Source organism: Pseudanabaena sp. PCC 9330 (genome assembly GCF_055795045.1).
Genome location: NZ_JAYFES010000012.1, coordinates 43,082 through 65,732, shown reverse-complemented (window position 1 = coordinate 65,732; position 22,651 = coordinate 43,082). Strand labels below are relative to the sequence as shown.

The window sequence follows — 22,651 nt, the reverse complement described above, 5'->3', positions numbered from 1 at the left end:
CCCATTATCACGCCGAAAACAAACTTCCACGGCTACAGTTCCAGCTAAATATTAATTTTTTGTGAAATTCATTAGCTAAAGATGAAGGCCTAACAGAGAATGCAGTACTAGGGGAACTAATACCTCAAGAGGTGATGACAGCCCAAAAAGTTCGCTGTGCACATTTTTGATCAATCTAAGCGGAGAAGCCTGAAATACGAACCAACCCTGTGTTTTAGTTCTTTTTTTGATTGGCAATTTAGTTCCTCTACTGATCCTAATTCAAAAGCTCAGTAAGCCCATGCCGTCACAAAGTTCCTGGAATCAAGATCGAAATTCAGTCACTAAACCCTTTGTCTTTTGCCAAGTAGGTGGTATCGATTTAACTCCGCCCTAAGATGTAGCGCGACAAAAGTCTAAGACGACAAAAGAGCTTGCAAATAACACGTCATTTTTAGAATGGCTGGGTCTTTTTCGTTCTCAATAGCGCTTACGAAAAATAGATGATGAACTCCGTAGAATCTCGGAAGTAATCACTTAGACATTTCCGCTATATATCAGTAAATCCACTAGGCAGCCTCTAGGTTTAGGGCGTTGTAATTAGCTTGGATACTAACGGTGTGGTTCTCTACTAGGTGATTCGTCAGGTTACCTGATGAATTGGGGTACAAAAAAATGCGACTCAGGGTGGATCATGACAAACTTGCCAAAGCTCTCAATGTTAGCGATATCGATTTTCTTCTGCTTCTTTTAGTCATCAACCTTATTAAGACCTTTAGCCATCGCTATGGAAAAGTAATTGATGCAGTCTCAATGGCAGCAAAATTTGCGGTTTACCTCACCTATTTAGAGGAAGGTAATAATTTAAGACGCACTGGTTTTCTTCACCATGTGGAACCCCGTCGCGTCAAGGAAATTGTCAATGAGTTTGATGCTCTTTTGGAATCAGGAGGTTCTCTGAGCCTGTTAGGTAGCGTAGAGCCCAGCTATCTCATAGGATTTTCCTACATTTGGCTGGAGAAGTTCCCACTTCAAAATGGAGAAGCTAGAACCAAACTGTTTAAGTTGACAGAGGGTGAACGGCTGATCATTGAATCTGGTATCCCGAAAGGAGCTCCCAGTTGCCTAGTTATTAGGGAGAGCGATATCCAATACCTGATTCAAGAACTGCATGAGAGAGCCCAGCATCTTCTACCAGGACCCAACCGGACGCCTTTCAGCGAGGCACTAGCAGAACATGCCAAGTTTCGCTTACTAGCCTCAGGAACGATGCAGGAAATCAAGATCACTAAAGACAGCTCTGCTTACTTACTGGTTAAAAAGGACTACTCTCCACGGGGAAAGCAGGCCCGCATGCAAACTATGATCCAAGATTTAACTCGATCTTTTAGATGGATGTACTCTTGGATTAACGGTGATTCTACAATCATGCGAGGGATAGAAACCTTTGAAATTAAAGAAAGCCGACGAGAAGAGGCTGTTCAAGAACTTGATCAACTCATTCGCACCTGGGCGGATAAATATCACGAAGAATCAGACGGTTCTAATATCATCGCGCTACAGTTTTTGCTCGGGCCTCATGAGGAAGTGTCGTGATTAGCTGTCAGCTAAACATGCCTAAACCTCTTGTGACGCGATCGCGTGTCGACATTTTCGAAGTGCTTGTGCCTTAATTTGTCGCACTCGCTCTCGAGTAATTCCTCCTAAGTGTCGCTGTCCGATATCACTTAAACTTTGGCTCTGGCTAAAATGTAGCTTTAGAACCTTAAATTCTCGCTCAGTTAAATTGGCCTGACCTAAAATTTCATCAACCTCACAGATAGTTTCCAATGCCTCGACAGCTCTTTCATAACGCTGATCTCGAATGGAATTGCCCAGGTTAAAATCTGCATCACCGTCATTGAGAGAGGCATCTAAGCTGGGGTTCCGCTGGATCATTAACGTTAGGTTTTCAAACTCAGAATATTTCAGGCATAGCTCAGCAGATAAAAAGGCCTCCAACTCAGCCTGACTAGGCTTTCTATTATTGTCCAAATAGAAAGTGTGCTTCCATTTTTTAATCTTATTCAATTTGTCTATTACATGTATGGGGATACGGATAGACTGGCTTTGATTAGCCAATGCACGCGTTATAGACTGTCGAATCCACCAACAGCTATAAGTACTAAAGCGATATCCTTTGGCTGGTTCAAACTTTTCGACAGCACGATTGAGACCGATAATTCCTTCAGAGATTAAATCGTCAAGATCTAACCCTCTCCCCAGATATTTCTTGGCAATATAAACTACTAGTCGCAGATTGCCTTCAATCATACGCCTCTTAGCAACAATACCGCTTTCCAAGATCTCTTGAGGAATAGCACCAACAAAGTCCATCATGGCTCTAACCCGCTGACCAAGTTCGACTTCTTCCTCATGCCTTAAAATTGGGTATCGCTTTAAATAAGCTAAACTGTCAGCAAATTTGGCGCTCATGGTTCTTCCTTTTACATCTAAATAGAAGCAAATCAAAATGGAGAAGAGTTGAAAGACTGGGCTGGCTTGATGCGAGAAATAATAGCCTAAGAAGCTCACTATTCACTTCTGCCAATGCTCTCGTCATGAATTAATCACAGGCCTTGTGGGAAGGACTTTGCCGGCACCTATAATTGCCTAGGAGACCAGAAACTCAAAGGCTAGAGTAGTTGGCTCCTCGTCTTTGGCTTAAAGGAAAATTGACTTCCACAGTAGTTCTATTTCTTTGAATTGTAGAAATAGGAGATCTTTGAGATAGTCGTGGACTATCTTTAGTCTGACTTTGCCTGCCAGCAAATGGGTTGATAACCGTCAATGTTCCGTTAAGCAGAGATATACCGAGTTTCAATTCTGCCCACTCATCAATTTTTTTGATTTCAAGACCAATATCTTGAACCTTCTCAGACTCCTCCTCTAGGCTATCTAATCTTTCAAATCTTTTGACAGCATCTTGCAAGATCTCGGCAAGTTCTTTACCAAATAATTTTGACGTCTTTTGAATACCACCATTAGTCAGCAATAAAAGGCGAGAATCATCACTTTGCAAGACTGAGTTTCTGATAGTCTTCAACCTTTCTGAGATAACATCAATATTTTGCAATAACTTCTCAGAATTTCCTGAAGGCTCCAAGGAATTACAAACTTCTAAATTTAATGCTGGCTCAAGAGTTAAATTTTGGTAGTCATCTAGCCTGATCTGACTACGGAAGGCTAGTTCACTAATCACATCTAACAATCTAATCTCGGGATAGTTAGACGCCAAAAAATCTAGGACATCGCTAGTTGCATCGCTGACGCGAATATTTCTTTTCTCGCTAATAGCCGTGCTCACACGCCGCTGGATTTCATTCAACTGATCAAAAGAGAGCTGTGCCAAATTTTCAACATTCATAGGTTGTCTCCTAAAAATAATCGGCTACTGGGCTGGGATTGACGGCATTGTTAAACAATGTCTGAGTAACGTCGTTTCGAAGATGTCCAGATACATAAAATGCTTCTTTCATACATCGAATAATTAGGCAGCTGCCTTGGCAGTAAAAATAGAAGGATTGCAAATCTCTGGCTGTGAAGTCTAACGAAGTATTGGCGATATCAAGAGAGCTAATCCACAGCCTGTAGAGATTTCTTTTGCAAACCTTGTGCTGATAGACCGAAACCATTTTGCCTCCAAGCTGCTGCTTTAATCGCTGGGTTATTGCCTTGAGGCGATAAGATTTTCCAGGATGCATTAATCCATACGACTCTGCTTTAATAGAAAGCATATTGGCTAGATCAATCAAGCGCTCTAGGGATAATCCGCGTATTATCATAGGATCAATAAAATGGCTAATATTAGCTATGGCATTGGCTTTGTTCCTAGAGCTAGGTGATGAGACAATTTGGCACTCAGGATCTAGTAGTGTAATAATTGTTTTAACCTGCTTGAGAATATTGGCAATAATATAGTGATCTTGACCACAGTCCCCAAACAGCAGAATTATTTCAAATACCATGAAGACGACATAGCAACGGTTGACAGTTGGTTCTGAAGATATACAAACATCCTCAGAAATAGTTGAAATCCACTGTATAAATGTCGTCAACTGCTCACTATTAATCTTAGAAAAAATGTTGGCTTGAATAATTGAGAGCAAGTAGTCAGCTCCCTGCATGCCAGCCAAAAAAATAAAGACATCTTTCCATTCAGGTATATCTAAAAACTGACTAACAGTTTCATCTAAAACCTTTAGACTGCTCATTAGATAGTGGGCAGTCAGCATTTTTTGAATCAGCAAATTGTTAAATTGACAGAGATTTTTGTCAACATAAACAATAAAATTAGCCAGGCAGTCTTCTCTAAGAGCGATTAAATCAGCGGAGCTATCATTGATAGTCTTCTTGGTGACAATCGATGTGTATAAGCGCTTCATCTCGGCTTTATGAAAATAAGATCTTCCACTTTTTAGACAAACATAGGCAATCTCAGATAGAATGCTCAATCGAATCTCTACGATATTTTCTAAAGCTTTAGGAAAAGGGTCGGATGTACTTGGGTAGATACCTGTATCTAATAAATTGGATAGTAGCTTTTCATAGATAATGGTTTTCCCAGAAAACTGTTCAGTTGATGTCTTGTGCAAAGAGAGCACAATGCCCAAGCACAAAGGATTATGAATAATGAATTTAGTAGCCGTATTGCTCTCACCAATCTGCTGCCAGATGCGTTGACAGACTTGAGAAGATAAGCTTTCTTCATGCTTAACTTGATATATCTTTGCCATATAGGACTGAGCTTGAGTGCGGTCAAATCCGAGGATGGTAACCGTTTGAAAATGAGTTAAGGTATGGGGCCGCTTTGACTTTCGACCCGTCAGTACAATTCGATTATTGCTATAAAGATCAGAAAAGTCTTTTATTTTTAATAAGATATAGTCACGCCTATCTATTGGAAGCGTATCTAAGTCATCAATTAAGAGGAGCAATTTACCTCTTCTCAACGCAGATTCTACGAAACCTGAGAACTCCGGAAAGCCGCAGATTTCAAACTCTTTCTCTATCATGGCTAGAAGGTTGAATTCCCCTTCCAGACTTTTTGCAGTTTGAACGAAGACTGGAATATGGGCGTTAGCAAGATTGTGTTTGGCCTCATTGAATACCTCTAAGCCAAGCTTCTTAAGGAAGGTAGTCTTGCCTATTCCAGGCTCACCTCGAACAATCAGGTGCTTATATTTTTGAGCGATTTCAACGCCCTCGTAGGCTAAACCCAGTTTCTTGAGATAGTCAATTTCTTTATGGTAGACTACCTTTTTTGCCAAGGGGTGAATGGGGATAGGCTGATCGACCAGAGTCGGAGCGACATAAACCTTCGACAGTTCAACCGAAGATCTGAATTCTTCCTGCTTGACGAATCCGTGACGCGCAATATAGTTTGCTTGGTACTCTTTCGAGGCATAAAAGATGCTCTGCTTTAACCGCTGACTGAGGAGCTTGTAGGTTTCATCGCGGCTTTCCCACAGTGACTTGAAGACCCAGAAGGTAATACCTGAAATTAAATCCGGAGAAGTCATAATATTTTTCTCTACTTGTCGTTAGGCAAAAACGTTAAGAAACCCGACGCATAAGATACTCCTGCTGCAAGTCTTGGCTGGAATAGTTATACTCCTCTGGGTGTGCACTATTAGGCTGTGTAAACTTCGCAGCATCATTTTGTTGATCTTGATTTGCGCCAAAAATTATTTCAGTACTATGGGGTGCAAAAATAAAGATTTTGTGGTCTATTTTCTCAATTGAACCATTGAACATTAAAGTACCTCCTGCTACAAAATCTACGGATCTCTGGGCTTCTTCGTAATCCATATAGCTCAGATTTAAGACAATCATTTGCTGCCTTTTGAGAGCTTGAATAGCCTCTGACATTTCTCCAAATGATGCCGGTTCTATAATGACAATATTGGCGACAGGCGGTGAGATAGAAGTCTGATTTTGGTATGAAAAAGGGCTTGACTGAATCTCCTCATCGACGTAGTAGTCAATTCCTTCGGGATAGTAAGAACTCATGATTTCGATCTCCTGAAAAAATTAGGACTGTAAAGTGAAGTTAGGCACTGAGACGAATAACTAGTTTTTCGCACTGACTAATTTTTTGATTGGGAATATTCTTCTCAGTCTTTTCTAGGCGATCTGTCAAAATCGAATCTGGTGTTATTGGGTTGATGCTCGCGACTGTTTTTTGGGATTCTAGTGTTCGTGTTGAGAGTTCCATATCTTTTCCAGTTCTCTTGTCAAAATTATTTATTCCGCAGCTGCTTAAATTGGCAAGCTTTTTGCAGACTACATCTGCAAAATCGTAGTCGAAGTGGTGCACAGGGTGCCCTCTCATACCCCAGGCATTGAGAATTCTGCTAACCGACTCAACCTTGTAACGCCCTTGATAAATTGCCTCGACAATCGCGGCAACCACCCACTTACTTGGATATAAGCTAAGCCAGCAGAGAATTAGATCATTGATATTAGTCTCCGTGGGTTCAAAGCTATAGTTGGAAAGCAGTATAAAGGTTGAGTCAGCTGGATTTTTTCTCACCTGTGTGCCCTCTTGAAAATAGTTCTGAAGTCAGATTTTTTGTACTAAGATGCTCAAGACCTCATTGCTGCTAGTGCGGTTTTGGAATGCACTCCAGTCGTTTAGGTTGGCAAAGCCCGATAGATAGAGGGTTTGGATTGCTTTTTTGACAGCCTGGCGAGAGCCAACTAGAAGCACTTTAAGGGGATCTTTCTTGCCTGAGTATGGGATTGCGTTATCGCTGTAATGGGCTTGCTTTCTGGGAGAGTATCCGGATAGGGATGCACTCTTTTGGATTGGCTCAATCAGTAGCCGTCCAGTTCCTCGGTTACTACATTCCTGTAATCTTTGCTTCATAGCGATAGCCTCTTCCTCGAGAGATTGTTGGATTTCTGACTCGGCATAGAAACGACTTTCCACAAAACAGGCTGGCTTGCATCTGTAGTAGCCAGCGGATTGGCCTTTGATGTAGCCGTCGATTTCCCACCAGTGACCATTACGAAAAAATCGCGTGCCTGACGTCAGCCGGTTAGGGCTAGGTGTCAATTCGACAGCTTTTGGTCGAGTTGAGCAGGCAGGGCGGGGATCTGTGGCAGTGTCTAGTTTTTTCATGGCAATACCTTGCTAGGAGGGGGCGTGAAGTGAACCTCGGGGCAACCAGATAACTGGATGTGTTAAATCTACTCAAGACGTAGATAAATGTCAATCCCTCACAGCTATAAATCTACGTAAAAAGTAGAAATATGGTTTTGTGCTTTTATATTGGTGTGAGATCACCCGCCTCCCGGAGATACCATGCCCATCCGCTGGAAGTTAAATGAGGTCATGGCGAGAAAGCGCATGCGCAATAAGGATCTCGCTGAGTACTTAGACATCACGGAAAATTCGGTTTACCGACTCCGCAAAGCGGATGACATGCCACGGCTAACCCCTCAGCGGCTTGAGGGAATCTGCGCTGCTTTGCAATGTCAGCCTGGAGAACTCTTGGAGTGGATCTCTGAAGACCGGTCTTTGCGGGGCTCTGTGCTGAGTCAGGAAGCCTTGCCGGCTAAAACTAGCGAGAGTTCTTACAATTCGGTGATTGTCCAGCACGCTCGGCAGGAGCTAAACCCGGTTTCAAAGGTAGCTCTACAGCGTCTCACTCAGTATTATCAGCCGATCTTGGCCCTGGCCTGGCAAGGCTATATAGAATACGGGCTTGGGGCCGTAGTATTTACCGACTTAGACGGTGGGCCAAAACTGGCGTTCATTGAGCGGCAAAATCTCACCGATCGCAGTTGTCTCGAAGCCATTGACCAGAATGATCCAGAATCTTCAGCAGTGGTTTTGTATTACAAGAGTCTAGATTACTCAAGCCCTGACTATACTCTCTTGACTCTGACGGGGCCTAAGTCGCCACCAGAGTGTTTTGCGTTTAGCTATAAACCCTAGGCGATGCCCCGATCACTGCTGCTTCTGCGGATAGCTCTCCAGTGCATTACTAAACTAGATGTCTTGGGTGTCTCTGGGCTTAATCTCTAGTCTGGCTCTCGAGATAACGCTTTTGAGTGTAGGCAAACTTAGTAGAGTATTCTACAAGTTTGCTCTCGGCTACTGCGTAGTGCTCGCTGCTTGTAGGCACAGTCTGCATCAGAGTAAGGGCTGTTTGCCACTTGTTGGCTACGGTCTGCCATTCTTCTCTAGTTTTAGCTTTGTTGGCAAGCTGTGAGGCTTCTTCTGCGGCCTTAACACTTGCTCTAAAGGGGGCCATTTCTTGCTCTTGGCGGGAGTAAGCTAGATTACGACGGTAGAGATCGTCTTTGGCCTGAGCTTTGGCATATAAGTCACTCGTTGGTGAAATATTTTCAAGGTTGCTGACAGCAAGTTTCCATAGAGAAACAATCTGCTGCCAGTCTTCGCTAGTATGGGCATGCTGAGTTAGTTTTGCCGCAGCATAGGCATAATTCAAACTTTCGGAAAAATATCCTTCACTTTGGAAATCGGCTTGAGAATTGACTTGGGGATCGGCTTCTTTTTTTAAGATTTCTGATTTCAAAACTTTTAGCCGACTAGTATTCACGTGTTGGCTAACGTGTTGAGCTATGTTGGGCAGATCGTCTAGCAAAGAGCTATAGCATTTTTCAGCTAGACAGGTTGATACATAGGGCCATGAAAAATCGACTGATATAGCCGTAATGGTTAGCGCCGCTGCAATGCCCATACTACGTCTGACCCACTTCACGCCTGACTTGGTAAGCTGTGCTTGTGATACCTCGACATTGACAGCTGGGGTGGTTGAAGGTGCTATGGCTTGGGGAGATTTTTCTTGAAGCTCATCTTTAAGTTTACAAGCGGCACCGTAGGCCGTCTCCAGCTCAAAGACGCTGAAATCACGATCTACAGCCAGCATCGATCGCTCATTTTGGTAGGGCTTTAGAACTGGATTTTCGGGATCCGGAGGAGTGATCAGCAGTTGTTTTAAAAATTCTAGAGTTTGCTGATCTTGTGGGGTGCTGGGGCGAACACGCCGACTCACAACTGCGGCATGGTCATCAACATCACTGAAGTAGGTGTCAATATCAACTTTCTTGGCATCCTGATTTGAGCGCATAGTTACTTCCGTGAACGATATCAGCAGGGCACTCTTTCGACTTGATGCGGCTTAGATTCTACTGATCTTAGTATTGGCTTTACCAGTACATTTGTCCGTCAATCAATAGAACTAAATTAGTGCACCTCGTTCTTGAATGCGTGAACTATGGTTATAATCCCTGAGCTAATAGCAAGTAGCAAGAAGAGTATCATCCCTGAGCTATGAGGGGTGATACCCCCTAGGGATTAGTTGCCCAACCCCTTTTAGCGGCTAAATGCAAAGAAATTCTTTGTGTTGAGGTGTTTGTAATGCTCGAAAAGTGAAAGCGGCCAAAGTATCCTTCAAAAGATTTTTGAAAGATACTTAATTAGAAAAAATTAATATTACTTAGATCGGTAAGATCGGTAGCGGATTTATTTCGACAGTTTTTGCATGGGAATCTTCACTGCCAAGATCGATATAAATTTTCAAAATTTTGGTTGTCTGATTAATCTTGGAAAGTTGAGGCAGAGACTGCCTGCGAATAGGTTGTTTTTATAGATCAAATGAACTCAACAGTGCCTGGGTAGAAAAAGCGGAGACCGAATGCACTGTTGAGTTCAGTAGAGATGTTTGAGGTTGTTTATCGACCTGTTTTGCGCTCAGCAATCACCGAGGGCAAGCACGGCTCTTGCCCAGGTGATGGTGCCTTATGCAATACCTGGCAGTGGCTGTCGCTGCAAAGCGATCGAGAGATCCGGCGTTGTGTCAGGGTTAGCAGGGACAACTGATTCTTCAGAAATCCGCCCTGAACCCCTTCCCCATTGTGCAGTCGGTAGCTCTGCATCTGGCGGATGGGTGTGGGCTGCGATCGCAACGTTCCATAGCTCTCTCATGGCCTGCTCTACCGGATCACGCTCAGTATCAGCAGAGATCTGAGGTTGCTGATCTTCCGGTGGCCCACCGACCAATTCCTCCTCCACCGTTGGCTCAGGAGAGACTGCGAGGAGGGGTGTTTCAGCCGGAGCCTCCGCCTCTATATGTTTAGTAATCAGTACCTCGGGAGCCAAGTCATCAGCCGGGGGAGTCTCTGCGGCATTGTCTGTGGTGACAGAGGCTTCTGAGGCAGCGGGCAGGGGTCGGTTGACCTGAACGGGCTGTACCTGAGGCTCCCCGGAGCTGTACAGCACGCTACGCGCTACACTGATCAACCCTGCAAACACCTCCTGGTCAGCTTGTTGCAGCTTGATATAAGCAATCCGATTCCAGGCATGCTGGCTGAGGGTCACCTCACGGCTAATTTGCTTGGCTAGGTCAGACTCTTCCCAAAAAGAGCAGCAGGCCAGTTGTTGAGTCACTGTCTCGCGCTCTTGAGCGTCGCCAATAGCCTGCACAGATTGGTAAATATCGATGTAGCTCTGCCCAAGCAAGCAGATGCCATCGGCAGCATTTTTGCACATTGAACACGCAGATAGCGTCATAGTTTTCCTCGTGATATAGCAACGTTCAGCGCTGACTTGCCAAGACTGAACAGCAGGCAATATAGCTACGTAACGTCTGATCACCGATGAAAAAGGCGACTTTGAGCGGAAATTCTTGACTTTTGAGATTTTTACACTATGATAGTCTGCCTCATAATTTAGGTGGGTTTTAGGCCGCTCAGCGCCCTGGCCATTACTAAATCCATGGCCAGGGTTAGGACAGGTCAAATCAGCTTGGCGCAATGGTTTACACCATTGCACTGTCGCAGTTCTGGCGAAGGGAAGAGGCTGGTGTCCTAAGCAATAACCAGCACTACTACCTCAGTTCTGAAGGCTGCTAGGCATCGGGGTTGACGATCGCCAACCCCGATGCCTAACGGTTACTACTTTCTCGCTACCCCATCGACTCGGGCAGCGTGTTTGACCGCTGAGGCAACGGCAGTGGACACCCGCTCGTCAAACACCGAAGGAACGATGTGCTCGCGGGTAAGCTCGTGGGGGCTGACCAGGGCGGCGATCGCATAGGCCGCCTCTAGATACATCGACGGCGTGATCTCTTGGGCCCGGCAATCTAGTGCGCCGCGCAGCACCCCCGGAAAGGCCAGCACGTTGTTGATCTGGTTGGGATAGTCGCTGCGGCCCGTGGCCATCACCGCCACCTTGTCGGTCACCAGCTCGGGCTGGATTTCGGGAATCGGGTTGGCCATAGCAAAGACGATCGGGTCTGGGGCCATCGAGGCCACCATCTCGACGCTGACCACCCCCGGCGCGCTGACCCCCAAAAAGATATCGGCCCCCACCATGGCATCGGCTAGGGTGCCCGATGCTTGCACCGCAAACTCCTGTTTTTGGGCGTTGAGGTCGTCGCGGCTGGTAGAGAGAATGCCCTTGGAGTCGCACAGCAGAATGGTGCTGGCCCCGGCCTTTTGAAGGAGTTTGGCGATCGCCACCCCCGCCGCCCCGGCCCCATTGATCACCACCTTCACCTGGGTGAGCGATTTGTTCACCAGCTTGAGGGCGTTGACCAAGGCCGCCAGGGTGACAATCGCCGTGCCGTGCTGGTCGTCGTGGAACACCGGAATATCGAGCTCCTGGCGCAGCCGCGACTCGATCTCAAAGCAGCGGGGGGCGCTGATGTCTTCCAGATTCACGCCGCCAAACACCGGGGCCAGCTGCTTGACTGCCTTGACGATCTCGTCGGTATCTTGGGTGTCGAGGCAAATCGGAAAGGCGTCTAGCCCGGCAAATTTTTTAAACAGCAGCGCCTTGCCTTCCATCACCGGCAGGGCGGCTTCGGGGCCGAGGTTGCCCAGACCCAGTACGGCGCTGCCATCGGTGACGATAGCCACGGTGTTGCCCTTAATGGTGAGGTCGTAGACGCGATCGGGGTGCTCGGCAATCTCCATGCAGACCCGACCCACGCCGGGGGTATAGGCCATGGCCAGGTCATCCTGGTTGTGCAACTCCAGCTTGCTCTCAACGCTGATCTTGCCGCCCTCGTGAATCTGAAAGGTGCGATCGCAGATCTCTAAAATCTCAATCTCTTCGAGCGCTTTGACCGCCGCAATAATCTCCTCCACATGGGTCTCACTAGAGGCATCGATGTGCAGCTCTCGAATCAGATCGTAGCGATTGCGGCTGATTAGCTCAAAGTCGCCTAGGTTGCCCCCCGCCTCGGCGATCGCCTGGGTAATCTGAGCCAGCATGCCGGTTTTATTGGGAATTTTGAGCCGCAGACTGAGACTATAACTGGGGTTAGGGGTAAGAGTTGCCATGGAAAACCTTTGGGCGATCGTGCCAGCGTAAGAAGAAATGCCGTCTTGAGGGAACAATGAAGGCCAACTACACAGTGTAGGAGTGTTTTAGCTAAATACCTCAGCCAGGCTTTGCAGCTGTAATCAGCCCACCTGAGACATCGCCTCGATCAACGCTCTAACCTGCTAATCTGCCCTCATTCGTGCACCCTTAGTCTGTGTGAAGATAGCAGTAGCGTCTGTTACCTATGCACGATTCCTGACGTTCGGTTTCTGGCTACCCCCCCATCGCCATGCCCAGTTTCTACAGCGAAACCACCATCAACGCCCCTCGCTTTGCCGTGTGGGATGCCCTCGTCCGCAAAGAGGAATGGCACCGGTGGAATACCTTTCTCTACGACTGCGACCCCAACTTGATCATTCAGCCGGGGGGCGAAATCTTTTTGGCCCTGCGCCGCCGCGAGGGCGATGACGAAACAGAGTTTCAGCCCCGCATTGTCGTAGTGCAACCCAACCGCTGCCTGAGGTGGGTCGCCCAGGGCCCCGGTTTTAGGAGCGATCACACCTTTGAGCTAGAAGATATCGGCCCCAACCGCACCAAATACATCCACCAAGAGCGCATCTCTGGATTGCTCTCCCCAATCTTTCTCCCCTTCATTCGCCGGGATGAAAAAGAAGGCATTCGCCGCATGGCTCGGCAGATCAAGCGCTACGTCGAGCATGACTATCGCCGCCAGTGGTAGCCGTAGAGGAATCGCCAGGGCAATGGGGTCTATCATATGACAACACTAAATGCCTCTACCTAAGGGGTAACGCTGAAGCGAATTTAAGGGGTGCTGCCAGTGAAGCAGAGTGCGCGATCGGGGCTGATATTTCTCTTGGGTTTAGCGATCGCGGTGCTGCTTGCCCTGGGGCAGGGCGATCGCGCCACAGCCACACCTCCCAAGGGCGCGATCGCTCCCACCCTCTACGCCCAGGTCGACGACGATAAGGCGACCACCACCGAAACCCAAAGCTCAGACGAGACTCCCACCACCGAAACCGGCAGTCTCAAACCCTTTGACGAAGTGATCAAAGATCTAACGGTGGCCAAGGGGCTGTTCACCGTCTACCACGACCTAGAACGCAACCGCGCCCTGCTGGGCATTCAGCCCGCCCAGCTCAACCAAAACCTGCTGTTGATGGCCAACCTAGAGTCGGGGCTGGGAGAATTGGGGCTATTTCGCGGCTGGCCGGTCAACGACTTGATGATTCAGTTTCGCCAAATTCCCGACCATCGCCTTCAGGTGGCGGTGCCCAATGTCTACATTCGTAACCCCCAGCCCCAGGCCCAGCAGCTCTTGCGAGAGTCTTTTGGCGACTCGGTGCTGATGACCCTGCCCATTCAAGCTATCCAAGACGGCACTGGCGAACTGCTGATCGACCTAAAAGATTTTTTGATCAACCGCGACCCGGTCAATCTCTCGGACCAGTTTCCCTGGGCTCTGGGCAGCTACAGCGTTAGCAGTGAGGCCTCCTACCTGGGGCCAGTCCAGACCTTCCCCGAAAATATCGAACTCGGGACAGTGCTGGGGTTTGCTGGCGGTAGCGCAGCGCCCTCACCTTTTGACCTCGGCCTTTCCAGCCTTCCCGACAGTCGGGGGTTTAACCTGCGGGTGCGCTACAGCCTGTCGGCGATGCCCAACCATCCCACCTTTTTGCCCCGGCTGGCCGACCAGCGGGTGGGCTACTTTGTCACCGCCTATCGCGCTCCCCAACGGCCCGGCATCACCGACCCCTTTGTGCGCTACATTCACCGCTGGCATCTAGAGAAACAAGACCCCAACGCCGCCCTGTCGCCCCCCAAACAGCCCCTGGTCTTTTGGATCGAAAACACCACTCCCCAGGAGTATCGTGCCGCCATTGGCGAGGGCATTGATTGGTGGAATGGGGCCTTTCAGCAGGCGGGCTTTAGCCAGGCGATTGAGGTGCGCCAAATGCCGGCCAACGCCGGCTGGGATCCTGCCGATGTGCGCTACAACGTGATTCGCTGGTCAGACTCGCTGTCACCCTGGGCCAGCGGCCTCGGCCCCTCGCGGGTCAACCCCCTGACCGGCGAAATTCTCGACGCCGACGTGATTCTCGACGCCAGCATTGTCAGTGACCTCGGTCTAGAGTACGACACCCTGGCGGCGGCCGGTGGAGCGACCGACCGACTGATGCCCTGTGGCCACCCTCTGGGCGATCGCCTACTGGCGCGTCAGGGCCAAACCCCAGCGGCTTCAGCACTCCAGCGGCTAGATACCCTTGACTACTGTGCTGCCCTGCGATCGACCCAAACCAACGCCTTTGGCAGTCTGGCTATTGCTACTCTGGCCCCTCCCTTCACCAGCCGCGAGACCAAAGCGGCCTACATTCAGCAGTACCTGAAGGTGCTGACCGCCCATGAGGTCGGCCATGTGCTGGGGCTGCGCCACAACTTTTTGGGCAGCACCCTGCTGCCGCCCGCAGACCTCAACGACCCGACCGCCACCCAGGCCCAGGGCATGGTTAGCTCGGTGATGGACTACCTACCCCCCAACCTGGCTCCGCCGGGGCAGCCCCAGGGCGACTACTTTCCCACCCAGCTCGGCCCCTACGATCGCTGGGCGATCGAATACGGCTACCGGCCCGTCACCCGCGCCACCGCCCAGCGAGAGTTGCAGGCGATCGCCGACCGATCTGGCTCTCCAGATCTAGCCTACGCCCCCGACGAAGACGCTTACACCCTGATCGACCCCAAAGCCAGCGCCTGGGATCTCAGCAATGACCCTCTGGCCTATGCAGAGGGTCAAATGGCGATCGCCAAAGCCATCTGGGATCGCCTTGACTGGTTTTCGGTCAACCCCGGTGAGGGCTACGGCCAGCTTCGCCAGCGGGTCAACCTCGTGTTTTTTCACTACGACATGCAGGCAGACACCATCGCCAACTACATTGGCGGTCAGCGCTTTACCCGAGCCGATCCCTGGAGTTCGCGCGGTCAGCCAGCCTTTGAGCTAATCTCTGCGGCCGAGCAGCGGCGGGCTCTGGCGCTGCTCAAAGATAGAGTGTTTGCCCCCGACGCCCTCACCCTGTCGCCAGATCTAGTCAACCGTCTGGCACCCAATCGCTGGCTGCACTGGGGCCAAAATCCCTTTGTCGATCGCATCGACTACCCGATCTTCGATCGCATTTTATTTACCCAGGCCTTTACCCTCTCCAATCTGTTCGATGGCTATCGCCTGGGGCGGCTGCGCGACGGCGAGTTTAACCCAGGGGGCCAAGACCCCCTTCCCCTGGCAGAACTATTTGACACCATGGGCCAATCCATCTGGGCCGAGGTGTTTAGCCCCGACCCTGACGCCACTGCCATTCCCAGCCTGCGCCAGGGCTTGCAGCGCCACCACCTCAACATCCTCACTAGCCTGGTGCTACGCAGCCACGGCTCTGGGGAAGACGTGACCGACCTGCTGGCGTTTGTGGCCCAGCAGTTTACCTTTGGTGCCCCCGAAGAGGCGCGGGTGCTGGCCCGCTATCAGCTGCGGCAGATTCAAACAGCAGTCAAGCGTCAGATTAGCCGCCAGGGGCGACGGCTCGATATCGCCACCCTGGCCTATCTAGAGGATGTCAGCGATCGCCTCACCAAAGTGCTCGACGCGCCCCTACAGAGCCAATAGTCACCAATTAAAAATTCTATAAAGATTCGGTAGTTTCCCTAGAAACGGGGAGAAATACCCGTTCCACCTAGGTGGTATGGTAGATCGGGTCAATCTGTAGCCTAAAGCTAAAATCTTGGGCGCAGATGATATCCGCTGTTCCAGGTCGGTGTTAACTACGGGCCAACTTCCCTGGTCCTGTCCTCGGTTATCAAGCTGCCTGTCCGAGGGTTAACCCACCTAGAGGGTCTACATCTACTGCTTCAGGCTTACTCTACCTGGGCAAACTGAAACAATAGTATTTTGGTCGTTCCACGGGTTATCCATGCTGAGTGCGTTAGCTGCTATCACCCTTTCTCCGCTGTTTGCTCAACTGCCCCAGGGTGAAGCTATCCCCGCCACCGATGCAAAAACGGTGGTCATTCCCCGCGACGGCACCTACGCCGAGGTGATTCGCTACCAAGAGGTGCGGCCCCTGCCGGGCGGGCTCGACGAGGTGCCGGTGTTTAACAGCAACAGCCCCGAGGTGGTGCAGCAAAACGGTATCTTGCTGTCCACCTTTCCAAAAGACGGTATGGCCTCTCCTGAGGCTCACCTCAACTACGCCTTTAACGGTCGCTTTGACATTTTTGCTCACCACATTGCCCGGGGCATTAACTCCGATGATCGCCGCACCCTCTTCATGGGCATCGTGGTTCATAACCCCGGCAGCGAACCGGTCGATATCACCGTGCATCAGGGAGTGAGCTACCTCAGCCAAGAGGCCCCCTTTGTGAACCTGCCCGATGCTCGGCTGAGCACCAATGGCAATGTCTTTGCTGGCCCTGGCAGCCGCACCACCACCGACATTTTGCGCGGGGCCAACCAGCCCCACTGGCCCGACCGCATCACCGTGCCCCCCGGCCACGTACAGCTGTTAATGAATACCCCCATTCCCCTGCGCCAGCTGACGGTGCCTGTCAACGGCAGTCATCCCCAGGGCAGCATGATCCCTAAACCGCCGGTGCGGGCGGTCACCCTGACCGCCGCCGCCGCCCAGATCAACCCCGAAACCGGTGAAAATGGTGCTGCCCCGACTCCTGTGGCCCCGCGGCCTGTGCCCAGCAACGGTCGCACCGCCATGATGTACCTCACCAGCACTGGCCCGGTGCATGTAGCTAGCCTGGCTCGCTATGCCGACCAGATGCCCAATGGCAATGAGCGCGTGCCCACGCTGCAAGACTGGCTACAGGTGCTCAAGCAAGGGCAACTGGCTGGCCCCCGCGACATTCCCCCTACTGACCCTGAGACCTATCGCTTTGGTCGGTTTTACTATGGTCGGGTGGCTGGGGTAGCCAAAGGGTCGAGATGGCAAGCCACCTTGACCGACTCCCCCGATGCCAATGTGTTGACTATTCCGGCACCGGGCAATGCCTTCTCCTACGTGGTCAGCTCGGTCGATCGCAACACCTTTGGCACCGGTCAAATTCAGAGTGCGCCTATGGTGGCCCGCTATCCCGATACGGCCTACCGCGCCCACGGCAACTACGGCGTGCGCTACAACCTCAAGCTGCCCCTCTACAACAATCGAGATGTCGATCAGACCATCAGCCTCAAGTTTCAAACCCCCCTGCGAGACGAAGAGCTCGTGCAAGGGCTTAGGTTTCGTCGCCCGCCTGAAGATCGAATTTTCTTTCGCGGCACCGTGCGTCTGAAGTTTAGAAATCAGATGGGCATTGAGCGCACCCACTATGTGCACTTGGTGCAGCGCCGGGGCCAGGAAAGCGACCCACTGCTGAGGCTCACTATTCCTGCTGAGGCTCGCCAAGACCTCGAAATTGACCTGGTCTACCCCCCCGATGCCACCCCGCCCCAGGTGATTACGGTGCTCAACGGCGGTGCCGCCGAAGTCTTTGAGGTCGATCGCCCCGATAACGCAGCCCCACCGGCCCTCAGTCGCGATCTCTAAGTCTGGGCTCTCGCCCCCTCAACTCCCCTGCCCACTACGGCTGTTGGGGAGTTGAGGCTGTAGAGATGATCGAGCGGAATGTCTTTTAGGGTTCTGGCGATAGCCATCGATAGAGCAACCTAACCACAGTTGATCATCCAGGGAATGCCGAATTTATCGATTGCCATGCCAAAGCGCTTGGCCCAGAAGGTTTCGGCCAGCGGCATTTGAACTTTCCCTCCCTCGGCTAAGGCGTTGAAGATGCGCTCCGCCTCGGCGGTGTCAGGTACTTGGAGCGACACCGAAAACCCCTGGGGTGTTTCGTACTGACCGGGCATACAGTCAGAGCCCATGATGCCCCAGTCGCCAAGGGTAAGCTGGGTATGCATGATTTTATCGCCCAGTTCTGGCGGCACCTCACTTTCCGCTGGAGAACCGGCAAAAGTCATCATGTCGCCCAGTTCGCCTCCTAAAACTTGGTGGTAGAACTTGAAGGCCGCTTCGCAGGTGCCGTCGAAAACCAGGTAGGGATTCACTTGCATGGTGTTTTCCTCAGGGATGGGTTGAATTTGGGTTTTCATCAAAATCAAAAGCGTCGAGATCAAAGGTCTTGCTACGATCGCATACAAGAATGTCGCAGCATCGGGATAGTTCGCTGCTCAGGCATTGCCATAGACGGTGTTCTCCATGGGTGTGAGATCATTGGTCCTATTGGCTCGGGTGAGACGATAGACCGCGCAATCGTCGCCTCCAAAGCAGCGTTGCCAATCCAAATGTCAATCGCCCGCAAGTTCGGCGGCAGATCGCCCCAGTATTGGTTTTCTTCGCACGCCGGGTCAATAATTTGCACAAACCCAAGGGGGTGGCTGGGACTGGGTATCCAAATAGTGCAGCAGAGGGGTATCGTCAGATATACCGGGGCGCAGGGTACTGACAATGGCGTCAGCTATGGGGTGTGATGGGAGGGAGATTAACAAGGCGCCAAATTATTATGGTTCAATTGTACTATTTTGCGGCCAAGCGAAATTAATCTTCACCTGGCGCTGGCAGCGCTAGCGATGGGCCATCTGGGTAATGGACGAGAGCCTAACCAAGTGGTGGTAGCGCAAGTGACCGTCATCCTCACGGTGGCACTGAGGTAGACCCGACTAAGAAGAAGCTCAAAGCCTTGTATGAGCAGCTTGAATTACCGCAGGTTTGACCATAGGTGACGCGCGTCGAACGCTGTGGGGTAGCCTGTCTATACTGTCAGCAAAACTATGAGTCTCCCGTGCCGGTAGGGTTAGAACTGTCCTTTCTGTCATATGCAGTTCCACCGGAGGGCAATCGAGACCTTTGGCTATCTGCCAAGCCTTGCAAACAGGGGTTTTGACCGCTGACCAGAAGTTTGTCGCCGTTAAAGAATGGTCGCTATCTTACCCCCAGGGCTGTGCGAAAACCTGGCCCTATGGCAGACTTGTGCCTATGACGGATCTAAGCGGCATGTGGCTCGGCACCTACTGGCAACGGGATAGGCCCACCCGTTTTGAAGCCACCCTGGTACAGGGGGGCAATGTTCTCAGCGGCAGCATTCTCGACGATGGCTACCTGGGCGAGGCCCAGATCAGCGGTACGGTGACGGGGCGACAGGTGCAGTTTGTGAAGCGCTACCTAGCCCAGAGTGCGCCGGCGATCGACTACGTTGGCACCGTCTCTGCCGATGGCGATCGCATCACCGGGCAGTGGACGATTGCTGGCTTCGACAGCGGCCCATGGGAGGCTCAACGCGGCAGCGACGATCTCAGCGCCAGTTGGCAGAACTTTTTAGCAAAAGACTTAGTCGGAGCAGCTGGGCGCTAATAGCAGATCCGACTCACAAAAACCCGGCTTAAAACCAATACCTGGTAGGGGCTTTGCAGTTCAAAGCCCCTACCAATCAGGGATATACAGATAGCTGATACCAAATCCTGCTCGCCGACCCCCGATTCAGCAGGGCGAACAGCGGTAAGGCCTACGGCCAGGCTACGCCAACGCCCTACAGGTGGGTCGGCTGGAAATCAGAGGTATGGAATTCGGATTCGGTATGACATAGGCTTCGGGGTACGCCCTACCGGTCAAAGCCTGACCTTGGGGCAGGGCTGGGGATCGCGGTTTGCCAGAGAACAGTGATCTACCAGGCAGGGCTGGTTGTAGGCATCTTCAGTTGCCAAGGGCGGCGGCGGCTGGCCGAAGATCATCTCGCAGCTAAAGTCTTCAAAGTTTGGCACCATGGTGAGGGGAATGCCAAAGTCTTCGGTGAAAAAGCGCTGGGTGGGCAGCTTGCACATGTTGACGCACATGCCGACGCAGCGGCTTTCGTCTAGATATCGGCATTTTTTGATGTGTACGCCGCTGCGCTGCAGCTGCACCTGGCCCTCGGCATCGGTAAACTCGACGGTTTTGACCTCACAGGGGCCGACTAGCCACTCAAACAGCCGGGTAGCAAACCAGGCGTTGAGCTCGCACACCAGCCGGGTGGGGGCAAACAGCGTACGAATCAGCCACAGGACCTGGCTGGGCACTAGAGACTTTAGTACCACGGCGACTAGGGCCTGCTGCTGTTGGGCATTGCGCCCCTGCATAATTTGCGTTGATAGATCCACAAAGCCGTCATAGCCGCTGAGGGCAGTGTCTTGGCCGACAGCCTGGGCCATTTTGCGGCTAAACAACCAGATAAACAGGCGATCGCCCCAACTATCCTGATAAACCGTTTTTTCTGAGGTGGGGCCAAGACCGGTGGCCGGGGGCGATGTCATGATTAACCAGCAGTAATTACTGACTCTAGGGTAATACTTGGCCAGGCGAGATGACACGAGGCTGAATGACAGGGTGGTTTAAACGGCGTCATTGCCCGCAAACTGCTGGGCGTAGAACTGGGCGTAGCGACTTTGGTTAGTGAGCAGCTCGCTGTGGGTGCCCGACTCGATTACCCGGCCCTTTTCCATCACCAAAATGCGATCGGCCTTGCGGACGGTGGCCAGGCGGTGGGCGATGATGAAGACGGTGCGATCGCTCATCAACCGCTCTAGAGCCTCCTGTACCAGGGCCTCAGACTCGGCATCTAGCGCCGAGGTGGCCTCATCGAGAATCAGAATGCGGGGGTTGAGCAGAACAGCCCGGGCGATCGCCACCCGCTGCCGCTGCCCCCCTGAGAGGTTTACCCCCCGCTCTCCCATCCAGGTGTAGTAGCCCTGGGAAAACTCGCTGATGAAGGTGTGGGCGTTGGCGATGCGGGCGGCGGCTTCAACCGCTTCGATATCAAAATCTTTTTGGCCAAAGGCAATGTTTTGGGCGATCGTGCCCGAAAATAGCGTAGTCTCTTGGGGCACAATGCCGATCTGCCGCCGTAGGCTGCGCAGCGTCACCGTAGAGACATCCACATCGTCGATCAAAATTTGGCCCGCCTGGGGGTCGTAGAAGCGGGGCAGCAGGTTCACCAGGGTTGACTTACCCGCTCCCGAAGAGCCCACCAGCGCAATCTGCTCGCCGGGCAGAGCCAGCAGGTCGAGATTGCTTAATACCGGCTCACCGGCCTCATAGCCAAAGCTGACATTGCGGTACTCGACCCGCCCGGTCACCTTGGGTAGCTCAATGGCAGTGGGCAATTCGCGCACCGCTGGCTCAATATTCAGCAGCTCGATCACTCGATCGACCGAGGCCTCGCCCTGCTTAAACTCGCCGTAGTTGATAATGACGTGGTTGACCGGGTCGATCAGCATCAGCGCCGCCACCACATAGCTGCCAAAGGAGGCGCCCGTCAGGTTGCCCTCAGCGATTTGCCAGGCTCCTACCAGCAAAATGCCCATCACCACCAGGGCATAGGTAAAGCCCACCACCGGGTACTGCACCGCTTGCAGCCAGGCCGCTTTGTACTTAGCCTGGCGGTTTTTCTCGGCCTCTTGGGTAAAGCGCTCGACCTCGTAGTCTTCGGCGGCAAAGGCCCGCACCAGGCGAATGCCGCTAAACACCTCGGTCACCAGCGACGACAGGTCAGACACCAGGTTTTGGCTGCGCCGCGAAAATTGCAGCATTTTTTCGCCAAACCATCCGGCCATCACCGCCAAAATGGGCACCAGCACCAGGGCGGTCAGGGTGAGCTGCCAGTTGAGATAGACCATATAGCTCAGCACCACCACCAATTGCAGCACCGAGGGCAAAAAGTCGTGGAACAGCTTCTGCACGACTTCGCCGATGCGATCGATATCTTCGGTGAGCCGGTAGGACAGATCTCCCGTTTGGCTGCGCTCAAAGTAGGTGAGGCTGAGCCGGTGAATGTGCGTGTAGACATCGCGCCGCAGGTTAAAAGCCACCTCTAGGGCGGCCTTGGCCATTAGTGAATCTTGAATGTACTGGCCAATTTTTTGCAGGGCAAACCCAGCCATGGTGATGGCAATGAAGCGAGCCATCACCGGCACGTTGCCCGCCGCTAGCTGTTCAAGAATATTGCCCGACAGCCAGGCCAGCACCGGCCAGTAGGCCACAAATATGACTGTGCCCACCAGCGCCCGAGCAATGGTGCGCCACTCGCGTCGCACGTAGGGGGCAAGCGTCCAGTAGTTGGAGCTTTGGGAGGAGCGCTGGGGGGTCAAGGGTGAAAACCTTTGCGATGGCGAAGACTGTTCAACCAAGCTACCAGGTTTAGGCCCAATGTGTATTTGGCGATCGCGCTACTCATGCCCCTAGGCCAGGCTCTACAATCAACCCAGCCTCTCGCTGTAACGGACTGTTTACTACC

At 51.6% G+C, this 22,651-nt stretch carries 18 protein-coding genes and 1 pseudogene; 6 read left to right on the top strand and 13 right to left on the bottom strand.

The window, feature by feature from the left end; genetic code table 11:
* Positions 1–666 precede the first annotated feature (666 nt).
* Entirely contained in the window at positions 667–1,575 is a 909-nt protein-coding gene (hetR, locus tag AC0QKW_RS00325) for a heterocyst differentiation control protein (RefSeq protein ID WP_473149084.1), read from the top strand.
* A gap of 21 nt (positions 1,576–1,596) precedes the next feature.
* Here hetR and AC0QKW_RS00320 read toward each other — a convergent pair whose 3' ends face one another.
* The 6 genes from AC0QKW_RS00320 to AC0QKW_RS00295 all read right to left on the bottom strand — a co-directional run bounded on the left by AC0QKW_RS00320 (position 1,597) and on the right by AC0QKW_RS00295 (position 7,144).
* Positions 1,597–2,454, bottom strand: a complete 858-nt coding sequence (locus AC0QKW_RS00320; protein ID WP_473149083.1) for a sigma-70 family RNA polymerase sigma factor — start codon at positions 2,452–2,454, stop codon at positions 1,597–1,599.
* A gap of 193 nt (positions 2,455–2,647) precedes the next feature.
* Positions 2,648–3,385, bottom strand: coding sequence for a hypothetical protein (locus AC0QKW_RS00315; protein WP_473149082.1), 738 nt, complete (start codon positions 3,383–3,385; stop codon positions 2,648–2,650).
* A gap of 10 nt (positions 3,386–3,395) precedes the next feature.
* Positions 3,396–5,540 carry an NACHT domain-containing protein gene (locus AC0QKW_RS00310; RefSeq protein WP_473149081.1) on the bottom strand — a complete coding sequence of 715 codons (2,145 nt, stop codon included), beginning with the start codon at positions 5,538–5,540 and terminating at the stop codon, positions 3,396–3,398.
* A 34-nt stretch (positions 5,541–5,574) separates the two neighbouring features.
* The gene (locus AC0QKW_RS00305) at positions 5,575–6,030 is read right to left on the bottom strand and encodes a cell division protein SepF (RefSeq protein WP_473149080.1); all 456 of its coding nucleotides are present in this window, start codon (positions 6,028–6,030) and stop codon (positions 5,575–5,577) included.
* 40 nt (positions 6,031–6,070) lie between these two features.
* Complete coding sequence (locus AC0QKW_RS00300; RefSeq protein ID WP_473149079.1) at positions 6,071–6,553, bottom strand: hypothetical protein; 483 nt, start codon at positions 6,551–6,553, stop codon at positions 6,071–6,073.
* Positions 6,554–6,583: 30 nt separating this feature from the next.
* Positions 6,584–7,144 (bottom strand): hypothetical protein, encoded by a 561-nt coding sequence (locus tag AC0QKW_RS00295; protein WP_473149078.1) that lies wholly within the window; start codon positions 7,142–7,144, stop codon positions 6,584–6,586.
* Between the two features lie 228 nt (positions 7,145–7,372).
* On the opposite strand from AC0QKW_RS00295, the gene AC0QKW_RS00290 reads away from it, so the two are divergent.
* The gene (locus tag AC0QKW_RS00290; protein ID WP_473149077.1) at positions 7,373–7,963 is read left to right on the top strand and encodes a helix-turn-helix domain-containing protein; all 591 of its coding nucleotides are present in this window, start codon (positions 7,373–7,375) and stop codon (positions 7,961–7,963) included.
* Between the two features lie 79 nt (positions 7,964–8,042).
* Here AC0QKW_RS00290 and AC0QKW_RS00285 read toward each other — a convergent pair whose 3' ends face one another.
* From AC0QKW_RS00285 to AC0QKW_RS00275, 3 genes are all read right to left on the bottom strand, one after another.
* Positions 8,043–9,122, bottom strand: a complete 1,080-nt coding sequence (locus AC0QKW_RS00285) for a hypothetical protein (RefSeq protein ID WP_473149076.1) — start codon at positions 9,120–9,122, stop codon at positions 8,043–8,045.
* Between the two features lie 671 nt (positions 9,123–9,793).
* Positions 9,794–10,564 carry a hypothetical protein gene (locus AC0QKW_RS00280; protein ID WP_473149075.1) on the bottom strand — a complete coding sequence of 257 codons (771 nt, stop codon included), beginning with the start codon at positions 10,562–10,564 and terminating at the stop codon, positions 9,794–9,796.
* Between the two features lie 383 nt (positions 10,565–10,947).
* Complete coding sequence (locus AC0QKW_RS00275; protein WP_473149074.1) at positions 10,948–12,339, bottom strand: NAD-dependent malic enzyme; 1,392 nt, start codon at positions 12,337–12,339, stop codon at positions 10,948–10,950.
* Positions 12,340–12,611: 272 nt separating this feature from the next.
* Between AC0QKW_RS00275 and AC0QKW_RS00270 the strand changes: the two genes are divergently transcribed.
* The 3 genes from AC0QKW_RS00270 to AC0QKW_RS00260 all read left to right on the top strand — a co-directional run bounded on the left by AC0QKW_RS00270 (position 12,612) and on the right by AC0QKW_RS00260 (position 17,919).
* Positions 12,612–13,061 carry an SRPBCC domain-containing protein gene (locus AC0QKW_RS00270; protein ID WP_473149073.1) on the top strand — a complete coding sequence of 150 codons (450 nt, stop codon included), beginning with the start codon at positions 12,612–12,614 and terminating at the stop codon, positions 13,059–13,061.
* Positions 13,062–13,160: 99 nt separating this feature from the next.
* Entirely contained in the window at positions 13,161–15,992 is a 2,832-nt protein-coding gene (locus AC0QKW_RS00265; RefSeq protein ID WP_473149072.1) for a zinc-dependent metalloprotease, read from the top strand.
* 304 nt (positions 15,993–16,296) lie between these two features.
* Positions 16,297–17,919 (top strand): DUF3370 domain-containing protein, encoded by a 1,623-nt coding sequence (locus AC0QKW_RS00260; RefSeq protein WP_473149071.1) that lies wholly within the window; start codon positions 16,297–16,299, stop codon positions 17,917–17,919.
* A gap of 119 nt (positions 17,920–18,038) precedes the next feature.
* Here AC0QKW_RS00260 and AC0QKW_RS00255 read toward each other — a convergent pair whose 3' ends face one another.
* Positions 18,039–18,440, bottom strand: a complete 402-nt coding sequence (locus tag AC0QKW_RS00255) for a VOC family protein (protein WP_473149070.1) — start codon at positions 18,438–18,440, stop codon at positions 18,039–18,041.
* Between the two features lie 215 nt (positions 18,441–18,655).
* A pseudogene (locus AC0QKW_RS00250) lies at positions 18,656–18,760 on the bottom strand (GNAT family N-acetyltransferase); the annotation flags it as partial.
* A gap of 602 nt (positions 18,761–19,362) precedes the next feature.
* On the opposite strand from AC0QKW_RS00250, the gene AC0QKW_RS00245 reads away from it, so the two are divergent.
* Entirely contained in the window at positions 19,363–19,737 is a 375-nt protein-coding gene (locus tag AC0QKW_RS00245) for a hypothetical protein (RefSeq protein ID WP_473149069.1), read from the top strand.
* 254 nt (positions 19,738–19,991) lie between these two features.
* Here the strand turns inward: AC0QKW_RS00245 and AC0QKW_RS00240 are convergent, their stop codons facing one another.
* On the bottom strand, positions 19,992–20,672 hold the full coding sequence (locus AC0QKW_RS00240; RefSeq protein WP_473149068.1) for a DUF4033 domain-containing protein: 681 nt from the start codon (positions 20,670–20,672) through the stop codon (positions 19,992–19,994).
* 78 nt (positions 20,673–20,750) lie between these two features.
* Positions 20,751–22,505, bottom strand: coding sequence for an ABC transporter ATP-binding protein (locus AC0QKW_RS00235; RefSeq protein WP_473149067.1), 1,755 nt, complete (start codon positions 22,503–22,505; stop codon positions 20,751–20,753).
* Positions 22,506–22,651 lie beyond the last annotated feature (146 nt).

Coding starts and splice junctions, on each gene's coding strand:
- AC0QKW_RS00320 (WP_473149083.1), bottom strand. CDS start 2,454: ATGAGCGCCAAATTTGCTGACAGTTTAGCTTATTTAAAGCGATACCCA.
- AC0QKW_RS00315 (WP_473149082.1), bottom strand. CDS start 3,385: ATGAATGTTGAAAATTTGGCACAGCTCTCTTTTGATCAGTTGAATGAA.
- AC0QKW_RS00310 (WP_473149081.1), bottom strand. CDS start 5,540: ATGACTTCTCCGGATTTAATTTCAGGTATTACCTTCTGGGTCTTCAAG.
- AC0QKW_RS00305 (WP_473149080.1), bottom strand. CDS start 6,030: ATGAGTTCTTACTATCCCGAAGGAATTGACTACTACGTCGATGAGGAG.
- AC0QKW_RS00295 (WP_473149078.1), bottom strand. CDS start 7,144: ATGAAAAAACTAGACACTGCCACAGATCCCCGCCCTGCCTGCTCAACT.
- AC0QKW_RS00290 (WP_473149077.1), top strand. CDS start 7,373: ATGCGCAATAAGGATCTCGCTGAGTACTTAGACATCACGGAAAATTCG.
- AC0QKW_RS00285 (WP_473149076.1), bottom strand. CDS start 9,122: ATGCGCTCAAATCAGGATGCCAAGAAAGTTGATATTGACACCTACTTC.
- AC0QKW_RS00280 (WP_473149075.1), bottom strand. CDS start 10,564: ATGACGCTATCTGCGTGTTCAATGTGCAAAAATGCTGCCGATGGCATC.
- AC0QKW_RS00275 (WP_473149074.1), bottom strand. CDS start 12,339: ATGGCAACTCTTACCCCTAACCCCAGTTATAGTCTCAGTCTGCGGCTC.
- AC0QKW_RS00270 (WP_473149073.1), top strand. CDS start 12,612: ATGCCCAGTTTCTACAGCGAAACCACCATCAACGCCCCTCGCTTTGCC.
- AC0QKW_RS00260 (WP_473149071.1), top strand. CDS start 16,297: ATGCTGAGTGCGTTAGCTGCTATCACCCTTTCTCCGCTGTTTGCTCAA.
- AC0QKW_RS00255 (WP_473149070.1), bottom strand. CDS start 18,440: ATGCAAGTGAATCCCTACCTGGTTTTCGACGGCACCTGCGAAGCGGCC.
- AC0QKW_RS00245 (WP_473149069.1), top strand. CDS start 19,363: ATGACGGATCTAAGCGGCATGTGGCTCGGCACCTACTGGCAACGGGAT.
- AC0QKW_RS00240 (WP_473149068.1), bottom strand. CDS start 20,672: ATGACATCGCCCCCGGCCACCGGTCTTGGCCCCACCTCAGAAAAAACG.